Origin of the sequence: Rheinheimera tilapiae (assembly GCF_042432165.1) — a bacterium.
Lineage (GTDB): Bacteria > Pseudomonadota > Gammaproteobacteria > Enterobacterales > Alteromonadaceae > Pararheinheimera > Pararheinheimera tilapiae.
In genome coordinates this window covers 207,268-225,569 of sequence record NZ_JBHLXP010000003.1, presented here as the reverse complement: position 1 = coordinate 225,569, position 18,302 = coordinate 207,268, and the positions used below count along the sequence as shown (strand labels likewise).

Sequence of the window (18,302 nt, the reverse complement as noted above, 5' to 3'; positions counted from 1 at the left end):
GGTCTCACATTCCAGCCACTCGCTTCAGCCACTTATTCTAACCAGTTGACCTGACCGCGCGCCTGCCGGCGTTTGACCATCAGCTCTTCAATCAGCGGCGTTAAAATCAGTTCCATCGCCAACCCCATCTTGCCTCCTGGCACCACCAGGGTATTGACCCGCGACATAAATGACCCTTGCAGCATCTGCAGGTAATAAGGGAAATCGACATGTTTGATACCGCGAAAGCGGATCACGACAAAACTTTCATCCAGTGACGGAATATCTTTCGCGCTGAACGGGTTGGAAGTATCAACCGTCGGCACGCGTTGGAAGTTGATATGGGTGCGGGAGAACTGCGGCGTAATATGATTGATGTAATCATCCATGCTGCGCACGATGCTGGCCATCACCGCTTCGCGCGAATGGCCGCGCTCCGAGGTGTCACGCATGATTTTCTGGATCCATTCGAGGTTGATGATCGGCACCATGCCAATCAGCAAATCGACATGCTGCGCGACGTTATGATGATCAGTGACCACACCGCCATGCAGGCCTTCATAAAACAATAAATCCGTCTCTGGCCGGATCTCCTGCCATGGCGTAAAAGTACCGGGCAGTTGATTAAACGGCACGGCTTCGTCAAAGGTATGCAGGTATTTGCGGATCTTAGTGCTGCCATGCTCGGCGTAATGGGAAAAACATTGTTCCAGTGCACCAAAGTCGTTGGCTTCAGCCCCAAAATAACTGATATGCCGACCTTGTTCTTTGGCTTTGCGAACTTCAAGGTCCATTTCCGGTCTGCTGTAGCGGTGGAAACAATCGCCTTCAACAAAAGCCGCGTCAATGCCCTGGGCGCGGAAAATATGTGAAAAGGCATTAGTGGTAGTCGTGGTACCTGCTCCGGAGGAGCCGGTCACGGCAATAATCGGGTTTTTTTGTGACATCCGCGCACTCCGCTGTAATTTGCTTTGGTCTTACCATAAAGGATAAAGTGAAGTCACAGCAAGCGGCAGCGAATGTCGCCTTCGACTTATTCAACAGGAATTTCATGAAAGTGTTCAGTCTTGCCGCGTTGTTTCTGGCTATGAGCGCCAGCGCGGACCCGCAATACGTGATTCATTATGCTCAGTATCAAAGTGCCGAACGCGGTGTTGAGATCAGCAAAGTCCTTGGTTCTATTCAGCAAAAAGGTTATCAGAATCAACCGGTGTTCAGTCGTGATGGCAGCCGGTTATTGTGGACTGCGCAGGCTGGCACAGGGCCGATGGCGACCGATATTCATTGGTTACTGGTAAGCGAGGGTGGGGCCGGCAAAGCGCTGCGCGCCACGCCATTTGGTGAGTTTTCCGCGACACCGGTGCCAGGTTCAGACACTGATTATTCGGTGGTGCGGGTTGAAGCCGATGGCACCCAGCGCTTATGGCAAATCAATAGTCAAACCGAGCAGCTGCTGTATCCGGAACTGAAAGGCGTTGGTTATCACGTCTGGGGATCTGATCAGGATTTGCTGTTGTTTTTACTGGAAGACAGCACCGGACCAAACCGCGCCGTGTACCGCAATAAAGACGGCGAACTAACCACTTTATCCGGCCATATTGGCCGGGCGCTGTTATATCAGGCCAATAGCGACCGCTTCTTCTTTACCGCACCAAGACCAGGTCAACCGGCAGATAGCCCGTTGTGGTTGTGGCGATATCAGGCGGGCGGCAAAAAAGCCGATGCGCTGTTACCAATGCCAGCCAATGGTCAGGACTTAGCTATCACCAGCCAGGGCACAGTGCTGGTTAGTGCCGGCAAATATGTTTTTCAGCTGAGTGGTGATCATTGGTTACCCTGGGCTGATTTATCCAAACAATGTGACGGCAAAGTCAGCCGTTTTAAACTCAACCCGGTGCAGCCAGTGCTGGCCTTTGTCTGTGAACAGGAGGGGTAATGGCCGTTATTCTGTGGGCACTATTTGCCGTCGCTTTGTTGCCTTATCTGGCACGACTGCCGGTTGCACGGGCGATGAATCAACTCGGTGGTTATGACAATCACCTGCCGCGGGCGCAGCAAGCGCGCTTGGAAGGGATGGGCGCCCGCGCCAACGCAGCGCATTACAATAGTTTTGAAGCGTTGCAGCTGTTTCTGGCGGCGGTGCTGGGTTGTGTTGTCAGCGGAAATTACGATCTAACGATGCAGGTGCTGGCCTGGCTTTATGTCGGCTGTCGGGTCGCCTTTATTTTGCTGTATCTGCTGGATTACGCTCTGCTGCGATCGATAGTCTGGGTTGTTGGCGTCGGCGCAGTGTTCAGCATGATAGTCCGTGCGGCACTCAGTGTCTGAGTGTATTGCTGAAAACAAAGCCCCGCGAGCGGGGCTTTGTGCTATCTAGAACTTAAAGTCCATATACAGCGGGTCATGATCCGACGAGCGGTATGGATTGGGTGCATACAACGATTGCTGCTGGGCTTTGGATTTAAACTCAGTGTTGTAATCCAGTACTGCCGGTTCGTCAGCATTAATTCCCCAATGCTGGAATTGCTGCAGCTTGGCTTTCAGCTGCGGACTGGCCAGGGCATGGTCCAGTGTGCCAGAGCGACCCCGATAAACAAATGACGAATGCACGGCATCTTTTGGCGCCAGATGCTGCCAGCCGTTTTGCTCCAGATATTGCAGCGGTGCCTCCATCCGGTAGGCGTTTAAGTCACCCATCACCAGCACATAGTCCGTATCGATGCCGGTTGGTTCGGTGTTCAACCATTCGGTCAGTGCTTTTGCTGCAGCGACGCGGGTCGGCGTCCAGCAACCTTGGCCATCATTCAGATCAGAATCTGGCCCTGGTTGTTTTGGGCAGCTGCCTTTGGATTTAAAGTGATTAATGCTGACCGTCAGCTGCTGTTTCGACGTCAGATCGCGGAAGCTTTGCGCCAGGGGGGGCCGGCTGCCTCGATCAAACGGCGCCTTGGTATAGACCGCCGTGGAGCCGATTGGCTCGACATTGGCTTTACGGTAAATCATCGCCACCATAATGTCGTCAGAGCCAGGTTTTTCGCTGGGCTGGACGAAGGCATACACGTCGCTACCGAGTTGCTGGTTCAGGCTTTGTACAATGGTTGCTAATGCGCTGCCGGCACCGAAGCCGTTATTTTCGACTTCTAATAAACCAATCACATCGGCGTCCATCGCTGCCAGCGCCGCCAGCATTTTGGCTTGCTGGCGCTGCAGTTCGTTCGCATCCGTCGCGCCGCGTTTGGTCGGGAATTTGGGGCTGTTGCCTTCGCCGGTGAAGAAATTCAGCACGTTAAAGCTGGCGACGCGTAGTTCACCGGCTTTTTTCGCCGCAGGTGTGGCCGGACGTGGGTTGGTTGCAACAAATTCAGGTTGCTGACTGACGACCAGCCGATAGCCCACTTTGGTTTGCAACAGATACCCTTGCAGCTTATTAACCGTATCGCCAACCCGCACTGTATTACTGGCTGACAGATCGCCGGTCGGGAAACGCACGGGCTGAGGGTTTTGTTTCATGCTGGCATCATCAATGGTGATTTCATGCAGCTGATGTTTAGCTTCCAGTGCGCGGGCCGCATCGCCCGGTAATGCTACTTCGGTGGCCACTGGCAACCGTTTGTCGGCCAGCACCAGTTCGCCATAACGCGACAGGCCATAACTATCGTTGACGATCAGCGGCTGGGCGAAGCTCAGCAACATGCCTTCCAGCGCCTCAAACGCCTCTGGCGCGTTAACCGGTAAGGTCAGCGCCGTGGCGGCAGGTATTGGCTGCCGGCTGCAGTATTCGGCTTGCGTGATATTGGTCAGCGCGGTCATGCCGGCCATTTCGCGCACGGTACCGGTCAGTTGGATCACATCACCGGCCTGGCGTTGTTTGGCTTGTTGGCTGTCGGTGACCAGCAATGCTTCACTGCTCAGCGGGTTTTGGTCCGCGGTGATGCTGCCAAGCAGTAACTGCGGGTTTTTACTGTCGGCATATAACACCGCTAACACCACACCACGGGTGGTCAGGGTGGTGCCCACCTTTGGGCTTTTATCGCCAGGGCCTTGAATATCATGGATGGCAATAAAAGGTGTGGTGCATTCTGCGGCCAGCAGCGGGGCACTGAGGCTGCTCGCCAGCAGTGCAATCGAGATCAAGGTCAAACGCATGGTGTTTATCCTGGTTAACAGCCGAAAAACCGGCCGGAAAAAAAGCCGGCATTAGCCGGCAATTTACAAAGTCATTCTGCAACGTAACAGCTTACTTCTGCTGTTCCCGCGCTACGGCGCGATAGCCGATATCACGGCGACTGAATACGCCATCCCAGTGGATTTGATCCACCAGCTGATACGCGGCTTGCTGGGCAGCAGTCACATTGGCACCTAAGGCGGTCGCACACAACACCCGGCCACCGGCTGTCAGTACCTGGCCGTCTTTCAGTACAGTGCCGGCATGGAACACTTTGGCTTCCAGGTTATCGTCGGTCGGTAACCCGGAAATCACATCGCCTTTGCGATAGTCATCCGGATAACCACCGGCAGCCAGTACCACGCCGACTGCGGCACGTTGGTCGAATTGGATCTGCTGTGTATCGAGCTTGCCCTCACAGGCAGCTGCACAGAGCTCAACCAAATCCGACTGCAGGCGCAGCATGATTGGTTGTGTTTCCGGATCGCCAAAGCGGCAGTTAAATTCCAGTACTTTGGCCGTGCCATCAGGCGCGATCATCAGGCCGGCATAAAGGAAACCGGTATAGACCTGACCTTCTGCCGCCATGCCCCGCACCGTTGGGTAAATGACTTGCTGCATGACCCAATCGTGCACAGCAGGGGTGACCACCGGAGCTGGTGAGTAAGCGCCCATACCGCCGGTATTCGGGCCTTTATCAGCGTCGTCGCGGGCTTTATGGTCTTGTGAAGAGGCAAAAGCCAGCGCGTGCTGGCCGTCCACCATCACGATAAACGAGGCTTCTTCACCGACCAGAAACTCTTCGACGACGACACGGCTGCCGGCGCTGCCGAACTTGTTGCCGGCCAGCATATCTTCAATGGCAGCAAAAGCTTCGGCTTCGGTCTGGGCAATGATCACGCCTTTGCCGGCGGCCAGGCCGTCGGCTTTGATCACAATCGGTGTGCCCATCTCAACGACAAAAGCTTTCGCATCGGAGATATCGGTGAAAGTCTGGTAAGTGGCTGTAGGGATTTGATGCCGTGCCAGGAAGTCTTTAGCAAAAGCTTTGGAGCTTTCCAGCTGCGCCGCGCCTTTGGTTGGGCCAAAGATATGCAGGCCATCAGCCCGGAATGCATCTACCACGCCGCGTGCCAGCGGTGCTTCAGGCCCAACGATAGTCAGTGCTATCTGTTCAGCCTTGGCAAAAGCCAGCAAAGCCGGGACATCATCTGCCGCGATGGCGACGTTGGTTAAAGTGCTTTCCAGTGCGGTACCGGCATTGCCCGGTGCCACAAACACCTGACTGACCTTTGGCGACTGTGCCGCTTTCCAGGCCAGAGCATGTTCACGGCCACCGCCGCCAATCACAAGAACTTTCATCGGTTTATCCACTTATTTAGTTGCAGGTTTACGGAATTTGAGGGTCATCCGGTCGCTTTCACCAATGGCCTGATATTTGGCTTTATCCTGCTCTTTATTGGTGTAAGTAGGCGGTAAAGCCCAGACGCCGCCTGGATGGTCGGCTGTATCTTTTGGATTCGCATTCACTTCACTGCTGCCGTCTAAAACAAAACCGGCCTGTTCTGCCAGCTTGATCACCAGGCTTTGCGGCATATAACCGGATTTTTGCCAGTCAGTATTCAGTTTGCTTTCTGGCAGGCGATGTTCAACCACGCCCAGCACGCCACCCGGTTTTAACGCGGTATGGAAAGATTTAAATGCGGTCAGCAGGCTTTCATCGCCTTTGGCCATGTACCAGTTATGCAGGTTGCGGAATGTCAACACGACATCTGCGCTGCCCGCCGGTGCGATTTGTTTGCCACCAGCCGCAGAAAATTCAGTCACTTCAACTTTGCTGTAGACCGGATTGGCGGCCAGTTTTGCCAGATAGTCGGCGCGTGATTTTTGCGCATATTCAGATTTGGCATCTTTTGGCTGATGTGCGGCGTAATATTTGCCTTGTTGTTGCAGCAACGGCGCCAAAATTTCAGTGTACCAGCCACCGCCGGGAGAGATTTCAACCACAGTGCTTTGTGGCGTGACGCCGAAGAAACTCAGTGTTTCTACCGGATGGCGATATTGGTCACGGGCTTTGTTGGTGGCACTGCGGACCTGGTTGTCGACTGCGGCCTGAATGGCGGCAGTATCTGCAGTAACATTAAAGGAGGAAAGGGCGAACAAACTGGAAATAACCACGAGCGAAGTCAGAGCTTTCATGCGATCTATCCTTATTGTGGGAGAAACGGGCGCTATTCTAGCAAAGCCATCAGGGCTTTGCAGTGGCAAATACGTCGAAGTCACAACTTCAGACTTTGAACTTTAGATGGCCAGACATCTTTTTTTCCTGCCCAAGAGTAAAAGCCTTATGCTAAAATACCGCTCTTTTTTACAATGCTATGCCTTTTCTCTGGGCATAACAGCAGCCCGGGCACAATATCCATGTTTGCACAGATCCGCATCGTCCTGATTGAAACCACCCACAGCGGCAATATTGGTTCGGTGGCGCGGGCGATGAAAACCATGGGGTTGTCGCAGCTGGTGCTGGTGTCGCCAAAAACCGAAGTCGACGGTCAGGCGTATGCATTGTCTGCCGGTGCCAGTGATGTGTTGGCCAATGCCCGCATTGTCGACAGTCTGAGTGCCGCTATCGCTGATTGTCCGCTGGTGATCGGCACTAGTCATAAAGCCAAAAGCCTGGATACAGCCGTGCTGGATCCACGTCAATGTGGTCTGAAAGTTGCCGCTGAAGTGGCACAGGGCCCGGTGGCTATCGTGTTTGGCCGTGAGAGTAATGGTTTGTCGAATGATGAACTCAGACAATGTAATTTTCATCTGTGTATTCCGACCAACGCCGAGTACACCTCGCTGAATCTGGCGATGGCAGTGCAAGTGGTCAGTTACGAGATCCGCATGGCGTTGTTAGGTGAGCAAACATTGCCGCCAGCCGATGTGCCGGAAAAATTCCCAACGGCAGAGCAGCTGGAAGGTTTTTATCAGCATCTGGAAACCACTTTGGACCAGACCGGATTTATTATCCGTCAGCACCCCGGCCATATCATGATTAAGCTGCGCCGGCTGTTTAGCCGGGCGCGGCCCGATGAAACTGAACTGAATATTCTGCGCGGCATTTTAACCTCAGTGCAGCGCTTTGGCCGGCAGGGCCGGCAAGACGATTAATACAAGGATCGGGCTATGTTTGCAGGTATCAGAGAAGACATTAAAAGCGTATTTGAACGCGACCCGGCAGCACGCAATTTTATTGAAGTTCTGACTAACTATCCGGGTTTGCATGCGATTTGGTGGCACCGGATGAACCACCGGTTGTGGCGCGCCAATTTTAAATGGCTGGCGCGGTTTTTAAGTACTATTGCGCGATGGCTGACCGGCGTCGAGATCCATCCCGGCGCGAAAATCGGCCGGCGTTTTTTTATCGATCACGGCATGGGCGTGGTGATCGGTGAAACTGCAGAGATTGGTGATGATGTGACGCTTTACCATGGTGTAACGCTTGGCGGCACCAGCTGGAATCCGGGTAAACGCCATCCGACGCTTGGCAACAACGTTGTCATTGGCGCCGGGGCCAAAATTCTCGGGCCTTTGTATGTCGGCGAAAACGCCCGCATCGGTTCCAATGCCGTGGTCGTTAAAGACGTGCCACCGGGAGCGACAGTTGTCGGGATCCCAGGCCGTATTGTCGCCAAACAAGGCGCGGAAGTGACGGAGCAGCGTCAGCAGTTGGCAAAAAAGTTTGGCTTTGATGCGTACGCGGTGGCCAGCGACAACCCAGACCCAGTCGCCAATGCGATAGGCCGGATGCTGGACCATATTCACTGCCTTGATAACAAGGTGGCTGAGCTATGCCAGAGCGTCAATCAGCTGGGTGGCAACGTCTGTACTGAAGTGCCTACCATGAATATTGAAGATGAGGCTTTTCGTGAAGCAGAGCGGTTAGCGGCAGAGCAACGCAAGCAGCAACTGGACGAATTTGACCCGACGATTTAGTCCGTCTGTGTTGCCAATGTGGCAATAATACCTGACTAATTTAGTAGGATTAATACTTGACTAAATCAGTCAGGAATGTAAAATCGGCGCCATCCCACAACCGGACTCCGGAGTTCAGATGCGACTTACCTCGAAAGGGCGTTATGCCGTCACCGCCATGCTGGATGTGGCGCTGCATGCCAGCTCCGGCCCGGTGCCCTTGGCTGACATTTCGGTTCGTCAGGAAATTTCCTTATCTTATCTTGAACAATTGTTTGCCCGCTTACGTAAACATGGTCTGGTCAGCAGTGTGCGTGGTCCCGGCGGTGGTTATCAGTTGGGGAAACCGGCAGCACTGATCAGCGTCTCAGAAGTGATTAGTGCCGTTGACGAGTCAGTCGACGCCACACGTTGTCAGGGTAAATCCGATTGTCAGGGCGGCGCCAAATGCCTGACTCACAGTTTGTGGAGCGATTTAAGCGGTCGCATTGAAGATTTTCTGACCCAGATCACTCTGGGTGAATTGGTCAGCCAGCATGAAATTCAGCGCGTGGCCAAGCGGCAGGATAGCCGGCAGTTAAAACATCCTATCAGCGAAATTGAAGTCAATTGCCAGTTGTAGACTTCAGACGGAGCCCAGCATGAAGTTACCGATTTATTTAGACTATGCCGCGACCACCCCGGTTGATCCGCGGGTTGCGGAAAAAATGATGCAATATCTGACGATGGATGGCGAGTTCGGTAATCCGGCCTCACGTTCACACCGGTTTGGCTGGCAGGCGGAAGAAGCGATTGAAGTCGCCCGTAGTCAAATCGCGGATTTAATCAACGCAGATCCTCGCGAAATCGTCTTCACGTCAGGCGCCACCGAGTCTAATAACCTCGCGATTAAAGGCGCGGCGCAGTTTTACCATAAAAAAGGTAAGCACCTGATCACGCTGCGCACCGAGCACAAAGCGGTGCTGGACACCATGCGTGCACTGGAGCGTGAAGGCTTTGAAGTGACCTATATGGATGTAGAAGCCAACGGCTTATTAGATCTGGAGAAATTCAAAGCGGTATTGCGGCCGGATACCACTGTTGTCAGCGTGATGATGGTGAATAACGAAATTGGTGTAGTGCAGGATGTAGCAGCAATTGGCGAGCTGTGCCGCGCAAATGGCACCATTTTCCATGTCGATTCAGCCCAAGCTGCCGGCAAGGTTGACATTGATCTGCAGGCACTGAAAATTGACCTGATGTCGTTTTCAGCCCACAAAATCTATGGTCCGAAAGGTATTGGTGCTTTGTACGTGCGCCGCAAACCACGGATCCGGTTAGAAGCACAAACTCACGGCGGTGGTCACGAACGTGGCATGCGTTCAGGCACGTTGCCGACGCACCAAATCGTGGCGATGGGCGAAGCCTTCCGGATTGCAAAACTGGAAATGGCTGAAGAAAATCAACGCTTTGCCACACTGCGTCAGCGGTTGTGGGATGGTATCAAAGACATCGAACAGGTGTTCTTAAACGGCGATGCTACCCACCGTGTAGCGGGCATTACCAACATCAGCTTCAACTACGTCGAAGGCGAATCACTGATTATGGCGCTGAAAGACATCGCAGTGTCTTCAGGTTCAGCTTGTACTTCAGCCAGTCTGGAACCTTCATACGTGCTGCGAGCGCTGGGATTGTCCGATGAACTGGCGCACAGTTCAATCCGGTTCAGTATTGGCCGTTTCACCACCGAAGAGCAGATAGACCACACGATCAAAATCGTGCACGAAGCGATCGCCAAATTACGTGAAATGTCGCCACTGTGGGACATGTACAAAGACGGTATTGATTTAAATACAGTGGCCTGGGTGGCTCACTAAGCACAGGCTGGGCAAACCCAACCTGACATTGAGGTAAAGATCATGGCATACAGCAACAAAGTTATCGATCACTACGAAAACCCGCGCAACGTCGGTGCTTTCGCCAAAGACGACCCAACAGTGGCCACTGGTATGGTGGGTGCTCCGGCTTGTGGCGATGTAATGAAACTGCAAATCAAAGTGAATGAGCAGGGCATTATCGAAGACGCCAAGTTCAAAACATACGGCTGTGGTAGCGCTATTGCGTCCAGCAGTCTGGTGACTGAATGGGTCAAAGGCAAAAGCCTGGACGAAGCGGCACAAATCAAGAACACCGACATCGCACAGGAACTGGCATTGCCGCCAGTGAAAATTCACTGTTCTATTCTGGCGGAAGACGCGATCAAAGCGGCGATTGCGGATTACAAGCAACGTCACGGGAGTTAACTGCGATGGCGATCACGATGACAAGCGCAGCTGCAGATCGGGTGCGTAGTTTTCTGACTAACCGTGGTAAAGGTCTCGGCCTGCGTGTCGGCGTGAAGACCACAGGTTGTTCTGGCCTGGCTTACGTACTGGAATTTGTTGATGATCTTAACGAAGACGATCAGGTATTTGAGCAAGACGATTTAAAAATCATCGTCGACGGCAAAAGTCTGGTCTACATCGACGGCACGCAGTTGGATTTTGTCAAAGAAGGCTTAAACGAAGGTTTTCAGTTCAACAATCCAAACGTCAATGGCGAATGCGGTTGTGGTGAGAGCTTTACCGTTTAGACAGGTACATCGATGAATTATTACCAGCTGTTTCAGCTTCCTGCGCAGTTTGATGTGGATCTGACCGAGCTGGGCACGCGTTATCTGGCGCTGCAGAAGCAATTCCACCCGGATAACTTCGCCAGCGCTTCAGAGCGTGACCGTTTATTGGCAGTGCAACAAGCTGCCAATATCAATGACGGATATCACAGTCTGAAGCAGCCTCTGCTGCGCGCTGAGCATCTGTTAGCGTTGCGTGGTGTAAAAATCAGTGCCGAGCAGCGCAGTTTTACCGATACTGTTTTTCTGCTGCAACAAATGGAATTGCGCGAGTTGCTGGCCGAAATCGCTGATGCGTCGGATCCTGACACACTGATTGACGACGCAGAGCGACAAATCCGTTCGCAGAAAAAGCAGCTGTTGGCCACCTTAAGTGCTGCCCTCGGCCATGACACACATGAGCAGGATTTAGCTGCAGCTGATATAATCCGCAAACTCAAATTTTTCTTCAAACTCGAGCAAGAGCTTGAGTTTATTGCACAGCAGACACAAGACTAAACGCCATGGCCTTATTACAAATTGCTGAACCCGGCCAAAGCGCCGCGCCACATCAACACAAACTTGCTGCCGGTATTGACCTCGGCACCACCAATTCATTAGTTGCCACGGTACGCAGTGGTGAAGCCAGAACGCTGCAAAATAAGCAGGGTGATGACATGGTGCCATCGGTCGTGCGTTACACCACTGACAAGGTGATTGTGGGGAAAACAGCGCAGGCGGACGCAGCACTGGATCCGCATAATACAATTGTTTCGGTCAAACGCCTGATGGGCCGTGGTTATCAGGAAACGCTTGCCCATGCTGCGGATTTACCGTATCAGCTGGTCGATCAGCAAGGTCTGGTCGCGCTGGAGACTATCGCAGGCGTGAAAAACCCGGTGGAAGTGTCAGCAGAAATTCTCGCGACGCTGGCAGATACAGCCAGTCAGACACTGGGTGGCGAACTGACCGGCGTCGTCATTACCGTACCGGCTTATTTTGATGATGCTCAGCGTCAGGCCACCAAAGATGCGGCACGTCTGGCCGGTCTGAATGTCTTGCGGTTATTAAACGAACCTACAGCTGCTGCGCTGGCATATGGCCTGGATTCTGGTCAGGAAGGCGTGATTGCGGTGTATGACCTCGGTGGCGGCACTTTTGATATCTCTATCCTGCGTTTGAGCCGTGGCGTATTTGAAGTACTGGCTACCGGCGGCGATTCTGCATTGGGCGGTGACGATTTTGACCACCTGGTATTGAGTCACCTGAAACAGCAGGCAGGTCTGACTGAACTGAGCCATCAACAATTGCGCCAGTTATTGCAGTTATCCCGCCAAATCAAAGAAGCCATCAGTAGCGTCGATAGCTATAGCTATCAACTGGATGTTGCAGGCATCGCCACGACATTCAGCCTGAGCCGTGCTGAGTTTGAAGCCCTGGTGCAACCATTAGTGCGCCGCACGCTGCGTGCCTGTAAACAAACCTTGCGTGATGCTGGCCTTGATGTGGCTGACGTTGCCAAGGTGGTCATGGTCGGTGGCTCCACCCGTGTGCCGTTGGTGCGTCAGGCGGTGGCAGAATTGTTTGAAACCGAACCACTGACCTCAATCGACCCGGACAAAGTGGTCGCCATCGGCGCGGCTATCCAGGCTAATGTGTTGGTGGGGAATAAATCGGACAGCGATACCCTGCTGCTTGACGTGATCCCGCTGTCGCTGGGCATTGAAACCATGGGTGGGCTGGTCGAGAAAATCATCCCACGCAATACTGTGATCCCAGTCGCGCGGGCGCAGGAATTTACCACGTTTAAAGATGGTCAGACCGCGATGGCAATCCATGTATTGCAGGGCGAGCGCGAAGGTGTCAGTGACTGCCGTTCGCTGGCCCGCTTTGATTTGACCGGGATCCCGCCAATGGCAGCCGGTGGCGCGCATATCCGCGTCACGTTCCAGGTCGATGCGGATGGTCTGCTAAGTGTTATTGCGCAAGAAAAATCCAGTGGCGTCAGTGCGTCCATTGAAGTGAAGCCATCATATGGTCTGAGCAATGACCAGATAGCACAGATGATTCAAAATTCGATGCTGTACGCCAAGCAGGATATGCAACTGCGGTTATTACGTGAACAACAGGTCGAAGCGAACCGGGTGCATGAAGCGGTTTCTGCGGCAATCAGCGCCGATGCACATTTATTGTCTGCTACTGAATTGCACCAGATTGAACTGGCGCTGCATCAACTGCTGCAGCTGGCCAACAGTGAAGATACCGCTGCAATCAAAGCAGCTATCGAACATACCAATCATTTAACTGATGATTTTGCGGCGCGACGGATGGATATGTCTATCCGGATGGCATTGCAGGGTCATAAGGTCGACGAGGTCTGATATGCCCCAAATTATTTTTTTACCTCACCCGGAATTGTGTCCCGATGGTGCCGCATTAGAAGCCACTTCCGGTGAGACGATTCTGGATGTCGCGCTGAAAAATGGCATTTCCATTGAGCATGCCTGCGAAAAGTCCTGTGCCTGCACCACTTGCCATGTGGTGGTGCGTGAAGGTTTTTATTCACTGAACGAGAGTGATGAACTGGAAGAGGATATGTTGGATAAGGCCTGGGGGCTTGAGCCAGAATCCCGTCTCGGTTGCCAGGCGCGGGTCAGTGATGTTGATCTGGTTGTGGAAATTCCTAAGTATACGATCAATATGGTTAGCGAAGGCCATTGATTTATAACTGAATTTCTGAGATTCGATACCAAAAAAGCCTGCATCAGCAGGCTTTTTTTATCCATCCGTGTCATTTCTTGTAAGTTGCTGAAATCTAATATAAAGTCCGCTAAATTTTTTTTCAGGCGTTATGGAACTTAAATTTATAGTTCTGAATTTTCTGGTTTTTTTACTTCGGTGAACTAAGCTGGTTGAAAAATGTCGTGGTAAGTCTGGAGCGTGTGTGAATGAAAAAGACTCTGATTGGATTGGTGGTGGCTGCAGCCTGTGTGACGTCAAACACGGCACTGGCTGAAGTAAATATCAATGGCTTTGCATCAATAAAAGGTGGCTTGACCACAGGCAAAGATGACACCCTGTACGGTTATACCAATGACCTTGAATTCAAAGAAGAATCGCTATTTGCAGTACAACTTTCATCTGATCTCGGGGAAAAGTTATCGGTCACTGCGCAGTTGATGGCAAAAGGTGCCAATGACTATGATGCGAAGTTTGCCTGGGCATTTCTCAGTTATCAGCTCAATGATAACTGGCGGTTAAATGCCGGCCGGATCCGTATCCCATTTTATAAATATTCTGATTATCTTGACGTGGGTTACGCCTATGACTGGATGCGCACGCCACGAGCGGTGTACGACCTGCAATTCGATACGATGGATGGTTTATCATTGTATTATTCCGGCACTATCGCCGATATGACATCCAATGTGCAGTTGATTTTCGGCTCCTATGAAGGTGAGTTATCTGTTAACGGAGCACTGTCAGACAGCAAAATCCAGGACGCGACCGGCGTCACTTGGGAGCTGAGCAATGATTGGCTGAGCGCACGACTGGCTTATGTCATGGCTGATGTCACTATTAATGCAACCGCGTTAAACCCGCTGCTGTCTGCTTTGACCCAGTTTGGTTTTGGCGCAGTCGCGCGTGAAATTGATTTTAATGAAGATGAAGGCAGTTTTTTTGGCTTTGGTCTGAGTTATGACCGCGATAACTGGGTGGCAGTCTCGGAATACACCCACGTCCGGGTAAAGAACACTTATTTTGCTAACAAAGATGCTTATTACCTGTCGGTGGGTCGGCGTTTTGACAGCATCACACCTTATATTTCTTATGAAAAAGACGATGATGAGAGTAAGTCAGCTATTTACCAACCAATTCCGGCACAGGTTCCGCTGAAAAAGACGGTTGCTGGCGTGGTTGAAAGTCAGTTGGTTGATCGCGATACCTGGAGTTTTGGCATGCGCTATGACTTCCACCCATCCGCAGCGTTTAAAGTGCAATTGAGCTCAGCCAAAGACAACTACAGCTTGCAAAAAGACCGGCTGCTGAGCATGGGTGTTGATCTGGTCTTTTAATGAAGCCCCGGCAGGGGAGCAGCAGAAAGTATGAGAGGAGTTTTGCGATGAAAACATCCCTGATTGCAGCCGCGCTGGCTGCAAGTATGGTCAGCGGCAGTGTTTATGCCGATGTTGATATCTCTGGTTTTGCCTCAGTAGTTGGCGGTAAGGTGATCAGTGGGGAAGGCGTGCCTGAGTTTGGCCTTGAGCCCACTTTTCTGGCTAACTATCCAATCGTCGGTTTTTATGAAGAAGACTGGAGTTTTAAACCAGATTCGAAATATGGCCTGCAAATCAGTGCAGACCTGACAGAAGGTCTGACGGCGACGGCTCAGGTCGTTGGTCGCGGAGCAGATGATTTTAATGCCGAATTCGAATGGGCGTATTTGTCATACACTCTGAATGAACATTGGACCTTGCAAGCCGGTAAAAAGCGTTTGCCGCTCTATTACTATTCTGACTTTTTCGATGTCAGTTACGCCTACCTGTGGATCCGCCCGGCGGCGGATAACTACACTTGGCAGATCTTTAACTACAACGGCGTGAATGCGCAGTTTAATTATCAGGTCAATGACTGGACGGTCAGCGGTAATATTTATACCGGCCGCGAAGATGACACCGAGAACAAACTGTTGTCCGAGTTTTTTGGTTCGCAGCCAATCCGCGAAATTTGGAAAAATATTGTTGGTGGTGTGCTGAGTCTGAACCGCGATTGGTTGGATTTACGCTTTACCTACATGACTTACCAGAACGAACGTTATCGCAACGGCGTAAAAGTCACCTGGGATGGTGATGATTCCCGTCGTGGTAAGTTTGCCGGTTTGTCGGCCAACATCGATTACAACAATTGGGTGGTGTTGACTGAATTTAACCGCCTGACTCTCGATGGCGGTGATTTTGACACCTATTTACTGTCGGCGGGATATCGCGTGGGGCAGTGGACACCTTTTATTTCCTTTGCTGATTTTGATTCGGAATCTGAGATGCATAGCACCAGTAGTATTGGTGCGCGTTGGGATTTCCATAGTTCAGCAGCGTTTAAAGTGCAATACGACGACGTCACCGATGACGGCATAAATGGCCAAATGGTTGCCGGTGACAGTAAAGCCATTACGTTTGGCATTGATTTAGTATTCTAAGTGTGGAGAAAACCATGAACTGGTTGAAATTTGTAGCTATTCCATTGGTTTTATCAGCGACAGCAGCCTCCGCTGAGGTCGCAGTGGTCGTGCACCCGTCTAATGCGGCCAGTCTGGATCAGGCTGAGATCAGCCGGTTGTTTACCGGGCGTGGCAGTGCTTTTAACAACGGTAGTAAAGCCACACCATTAAATCTGGCGGAAGCAGCACCGGCTCGGGCCGAATTTGACACTAAAGTGTTAGGAAAGTCGTCCAGTCAAATGAAAGCGTATTGGTCAAAGCTGGTATTTACCGGTAAAGGTACGCCGCCAAAAGAGCTGGCAACAGATGCTGATGTGAAAGCGGCAGTGGCAGCAGACCCTACGGCAATCGGGTATATTGATGCTGCAGCAGTCGATGCGACCGTCAAAGTGGTTGGCAAGTTCTGACGTAATGATCCTGTGAAAAACCCGGCTTTTGCCGGGTTTTTTTATGGTGATGTCATCAGCCTGTCAGCACCATCAGAAAACATAGGCAAGCAATGCGCGATAGCGTATAATTCGCGACCGCTAAATTTTCAACCATTATTTTAAAGGGAGTCTGACATGGCTTTAGAACGTACTTTTTCCATCATCAAACCAGATGCAGTTGCCAAAAACGTGATCGGCGCTATCTACAACCGTTTTGAATCAGCAGGTCTGCGTATCGTTGCAGCGAAAATGCTGCACCTGAGCCGTGAACAGGCTGAAGGTTTCTACGGCGAACACAAAGAGCGTCCATTCTTCAATGCACTGGTTTCTTTCATGACTTCAGGCCCGGTAATGATCCAGGTACTGGAAGGTGAAGACGCCGTACGTAAAAACCGTGAAATCATGGGTGCTACTAATCCAAAAGACGCAACAGCCGGCACTTTACGTGCTGACTATGCGGCTAGCATCGATGAAAACGCAGTACACGGTTCTGATGCTGCTGCATCAGCTGCCCGTGAAATCGCTTTCTTCTTCAGCGATGCTGAACTGTGTGGCCGTACACGTTAATCCGTTACAGATGAAAGGATGGCGTTTCGCGCCAATCATATCATCAGGACACGGACAGAAAGGGGCCTTGGCCCCTTTCTTGTCTTGAACCAGAGACGATTTTTTCTGTCATATCTGTCGGCCACTGCGTCACCATGCGGACCGATATACCAGACAAAATCGCCGCACCAATCCAGCAAGTTAGATTGCAGCCCAGCTGCCATCGGAGTGAATCATGACCACCAGCCCTGAACAGAAAATCAACTTACTTGATCTGACCCGTGAGCAGATGAAAGAATTTTTGGTGTCCCTTGGCGAAAAAGCCTTCCGGGCTGATCAGCTGATGAAATGGATTTATCACTTCTGCGTCGATGATTTCGACAAGATGACCAATATCAACAAAGTGCTGCGTGAAAAGCTGAAACGCCATGCCGTCATTGACGCACCTGTGGTTGTAACACGGCAAGACAGTGCGGACGGCACCATCAAATTTGTGATGGGGCTTAAAGGTGGCCAGGAAGTCGAAACAGTCTGGATCCCGGAAAAAGACCGTCGTACTTTATGCGTGTCCTCTCAGGTTGGCTGTGCACTGGATTGCACTTTTTGTTCAACTGCGCAGCAAGGTTTTAACCGCAATCTGACGGTATCGGAAATCATCGGTCAGGTCTGGCGGGTCGGTCAGATTATTGGCAGTTATGGCGATACCGGCGAAAAACCGGTTACCAACGTCGTGATGATGGGCATGGGCGAGCCTTTGCTGAATCTCAATAACGTGGTACCGGCGATGGAACTGATGATGGAAGACTATGGTTTTGGTCTGTCCAAGCGTCGTGTCACATTATCTACATCCGGTGTAGTACCAGCGCTGGATCTGCTCAAGGGCAAAATCGATGTGGCGTTAGCTATTTCGCTGCACGCCCCTAATAATGCCCTGCGGGATGTATTAGTACCGGTAAATAAAAAATACCCGATGGAAGAATTCCTCGCGGCAGCCAAACGTTACGTTGCCGATTCTCGTGCCAATGATAAAGTGACCGTGGAATATGTCATGTTAGAAGGCGTCAACGACAGCACTGATCAGGCACATGAACTTGCCGAGGCACTGAAAAATACCCCATCCAAGATCAATTTGATCCCATTTAACCCATATCCGGGTTCGCCGTATAAAAGATCCAGCAATTCGCGCATCGATCGTTTTAATAAAGTTCTGCAGGAATATGGCTTTACTGTCATAGTGCGCAAGACCCGCGGTGATGATATCGATGCCGCTTGCGGGCAGCTGGTCGGTGACGTGATCGACCGCACCAAACGTCTGGTAAAAAAACAGATGAAAGGTGAGGAAATTTCAGTAAAAATGGTCTGAAAAGACAAGGA

Annotated in this window: 20 protein-coding genes; 16 read left to right on the top strand and 4 right to left on the bottom strand. The window is 51.6% G+C overall.

Annotated features, from left to right (window positions below):
* Positions 1 to 32 precede the first annotated feature (32 nt).
* Positions 33 to 926 (bottom strand): phosphoribulokinase, encoded by an 894-nt coding sequence (locus tag ACFFJP_RS11955; protein WP_377244056.1) that lies wholly within the window; start codon positions 924 to 926, stop codon positions 33 to 35.
* Between the two features lie 104 nt (positions 927 to 1,030).
* Here ACFFJP_RS11955 and ACFFJP_RS11950 point away from each other — a divergent pair, with 104 nt between their 5' ends.
* The gene (locus tag ACFFJP_RS11950) at positions 1,031 to 1,915 is read left to right on the top strand and encodes a TolB-like translocation protein (protein ID WP_377244053.1); all 885 of its coding nucleotides are present in this window, start codon (positions 1,031 to 1,033) and stop codon (positions 1,913 to 1,915) included.
* Positions 1,915 to 2,307 (top strand): MAPEG family protein, encoded by a 393-nt coding sequence (locus ACFFJP_RS11945; RefSeq protein ID WP_377244050.1) that lies wholly within the window; start codon positions 1,915 to 1,917, stop codon positions 2,305 to 2,307. Before ACFFJP_RS11950 ends, ACFFJP_RS11945 begins: the two co-directional genes overlap by 1 nt.
* A 45-nt stretch (positions 2,308 to 2,352) precedes the next feature.
* Here the strand turns inward: ACFFJP_RS11945 and ACFFJP_RS11940 are convergent, their stop codons facing one another.
* From ACFFJP_RS11940 to ACFFJP_RS11930, 3 genes are all read right to left on the bottom strand, one after another.
* Entirely contained in the window at positions 2,353 to 4,125 is a 1,773-nt protein-coding gene (locus ACFFJP_RS11940; RefSeq protein ID WP_377244047.1) for an ExeM/NucH family extracellular endonuclease, read from the bottom strand.
* A gap of 91 nt (positions 4,126 to 4,216) precedes the next feature.
* Positions 4,217 to 5,506, bottom strand: coding sequence for a phosphoribosylamine--glycine ligase (gene purD, locus ACFFJP_RS11935; protein ID WP_377244044.1), 1,290 nt, complete (start codon positions 5,504 to 5,506; stop codon positions 4,217 to 4,219).
* Positions 5,507 to 5,518: 12 nt separating this feature from the next.
* Positions 5,519 to 6,343 carry a class I SAM-dependent methyltransferase gene (locus ACFFJP_RS11930; RefSeq protein ID WP_377244041.1) on the bottom strand — a complete coding sequence of 275 codons (825 nt, stop codon included), beginning with the start codon at positions 6,341 to 6,343 and terminating at the stop codon, positions 5,519 to 5,521.
* Between the two features lie 222 nt (positions 6,344 to 6,565).
* Between ACFFJP_RS11930 and trmJ the strand changes: the two genes are divergently transcribed.
* From trmJ to rlmN, 14 genes are all read left to right on the top strand, one after another.
* Positions 6,566 to 7,303 (top strand): tRNA (cytosine(32)/uridine(32)-2'-O)-methyltransferase TrmJ, encoded by a 738-nt coding sequence (gene trmJ, locus ACFFJP_RS11925; RefSeq protein ID WP_377244038.1) that lies wholly within the window; start codon positions 6,566 to 6,568, stop codon positions 7,301 to 7,303.
* A 15-nt stretch (positions 7,304 to 7,318) separates the two neighbouring features.
* Positions 7,319 to 8,128 (top strand): serine O-acetyltransferase, encoded by an 810-nt coding sequence (gene cysE / locus ACFFJP_RS11920; protein WP_377244035.1) that lies wholly within the window; start codon positions 7,319 to 7,321, stop codon positions 8,126 to 8,128.
* A gap of 118 nt (positions 8,129 to 8,246) precedes the next feature.
* On the top strand, positions 8,247 to 8,729 hold the full coding sequence (gene iscR, locus ACFFJP_RS11915; protein WP_377244032.1) for a Fe-S cluster assembly transcriptional regulator IscR: 483 nt from the start codon (positions 8,247 to 8,249) through the stop codon (positions 8,727 to 8,729).
* Positions 8,730 to 8,748: 19 nt separating this feature from the next.
* A complete protein-coding gene (locus ACFFJP_RS11910) occupies positions 8,749 to 9,963 on the top strand; it encodes an IscS subfamily cysteine desulfurase (RefSeq protein WP_377244029.1) in 1,215 nt (404 codons plus the stop codon).
* Positions 9,964 to 10,005: 42 nt separating this feature from the next.
* Positions 10,006 to 10,389, top strand: coding sequence for a Fe-S cluster assembly scaffold IscU (gene iscU / locus ACFFJP_RS11905; protein ID WP_377244026.1), 384 nt, complete (start codon positions 10,006 to 10,008; stop codon positions 10,387 to 10,389).
* Between the two features lie 5 nt (positions 10,390 to 10,394).
* On the top strand, positions 10,395 to 10,718 hold the full coding sequence (iscA, locus tag ACFFJP_RS11900; RefSeq protein ID WP_208931769.1) for an iron-sulfur cluster assembly protein IscA: 324 nt from the start codon (positions 10,395 to 10,397) through the stop codon (positions 10,716 to 10,718).
* A gap of 12 nt (positions 10,719 to 10,730) precedes the next feature.
* Positions 10,731 to 11,255, top strand: a complete 525-nt coding sequence (gene hscB / locus ACFFJP_RS11895) for a co-chaperone HscB (RefSeq protein WP_377244023.1) — start codon at positions 10,731 to 10,733, stop codon at positions 11,253 to 11,255.
* A 5-nt stretch (positions 11,256 to 11,260) separates the two neighbouring features.
* Positions 11,261 to 13,117, top strand: a complete 1,857-nt coding sequence (hscA, locus tag ACFFJP_RS11890) for a Fe-S protein assembly chaperone HscA (protein WP_377244020.1) — start codon at positions 11,261 to 11,263, stop codon at positions 13,115 to 13,117.
* A gap of 1 nt (position 13,118) precedes the next feature.
* A complete protein-coding gene (gene fdx / locus ACFFJP_RS11885) occupies positions 13,119 to 13,457 on the top strand; it encodes an ISC system 2Fe-2S type ferredoxin (protein ID WP_208931766.1) in 339 nt (112 codons plus the stop codon).
* Between the two features lie 227 nt (positions 13,458 to 13,684).
* Positions 13,685 to 14,812 (top strand): hypothetical protein, encoded by a 1,128-nt coding sequence (locus tag ACFFJP_RS11880; protein WP_377244017.1) that lies wholly within the window; start codon positions 13,685 to 13,687, stop codon positions 14,810 to 14,812.
* A gap of 47 nt (positions 14,813 to 14,859) precedes the next feature.
* Positions 14,860 to 15,933, top strand: a complete 1,074-nt coding sequence (locus ACFFJP_RS11875; protein ID WP_377244014.1) for a porin — start codon at positions 14,860 to 14,862, stop codon at positions 15,931 to 15,933.
* 14 nt (positions 15,934 to 15,947) lie between these two features.
* Positions 15,948 to 16,361 (top strand): phosphate ABC transporter substrate-binding protein, encoded by a 414-nt coding sequence (locus tag ACFFJP_RS11870; protein ID WP_377244011.1) that lies wholly within the window; start codon positions 15,948 to 15,950, stop codon positions 16,359 to 16,361.
* Between the two features lie 156 nt (positions 16,362 to 16,517).
* Entirely contained in the window at positions 16,518 to 16,949 is a 432-nt protein-coding gene (gene ndk / locus ACFFJP_RS11865) for a nucleoside-diphosphate kinase (protein ID WP_208931762.1), read from the top strand.
* A gap of 214 nt (positions 16,950 to 17,163) precedes the next feature.
* On the top strand, positions 17,164 to 18,291 hold the full coding sequence (gene rlmN / locus ACFFJP_RS11860; protein ID WP_208931761.1) for a dual-specificity RNA methyltransferase RlmN: 1,128 nt from the start codon (positions 17,164 to 17,166) through the stop codon (positions 18,289 to 18,291).
* Positions 18,292 to 18,302: the final 11 nt, after the last annotated feature.